This window comes from Vibrio sp. 811, from assembly GCF_033339195.1.
The window spans coordinates 1-561 of sequence record NZ_JAWOUB010000758.1; the positions used below are offsets into that span (position 1 = coordinate 1).

General features: G+C 44.2%; 1 protein-coding gene. It reads right to left on the reverse strand.

Going from position 1 to position 561, the window contains the following annotated elements; genetic code table 11:
* Positions 1-73: 73 nt before the first annotated feature.
* A partial coding sequence (locus tag R7Q46_RS29245; RefSeq protein WP_318078591.1) for a PqiC family protein occupies positions 74-561 on the reverse strand: 488 nt, incomplete at its 5' end.

The following is a 561-nucleotide window of genomic DNA, read 5'->3' on the forward strand; positions in this document are numbered from 1 at the left end:
ATACATAAACAAGAAAGGGGAGCGTGATGCTCCCCTCTTTTATCTGATGACTTTCGTATCTGATGTCTATTTACTATAGCTGCGCAGCTATATCGTCTGTTAGTTGGTTCAAACCTGCCGACAGTGCATCAACCAGAGCGTCGTAGCCTTCATCTTGCAATGGCATCAATATTTTTATTTGCGAGCTGCGAACGACGTTGCCGCTTGCATCGATGAGTAACCATTCACCTTCAATCTCCGCGTTACCTTGGTAGCTACCATTAAACTTGTTCAAACTAAGTTGAAGCTTGGATTCTCCACTTTGATCCAGAAGATTATTCATTTCAACTGGCCAATAGTCGCTTTGTTTTTGGCGTAGCTCAGCCACAACACGTTGGGTAATTTGCTCAGAAATACTTTGAGCCCACTGGTGGCGTTTGGCTTGAACAATCTGAGTATCTGATGTGCGATACACAATACTATTGTCATTCAGGTAGCTAGCGAGTTGAGCCGGACGAATCACCAGTAAAGGTCGTTCTGCAACGCTCATCTGGTTAGGCGTTTTTGTCTCAGCTTTAGGTA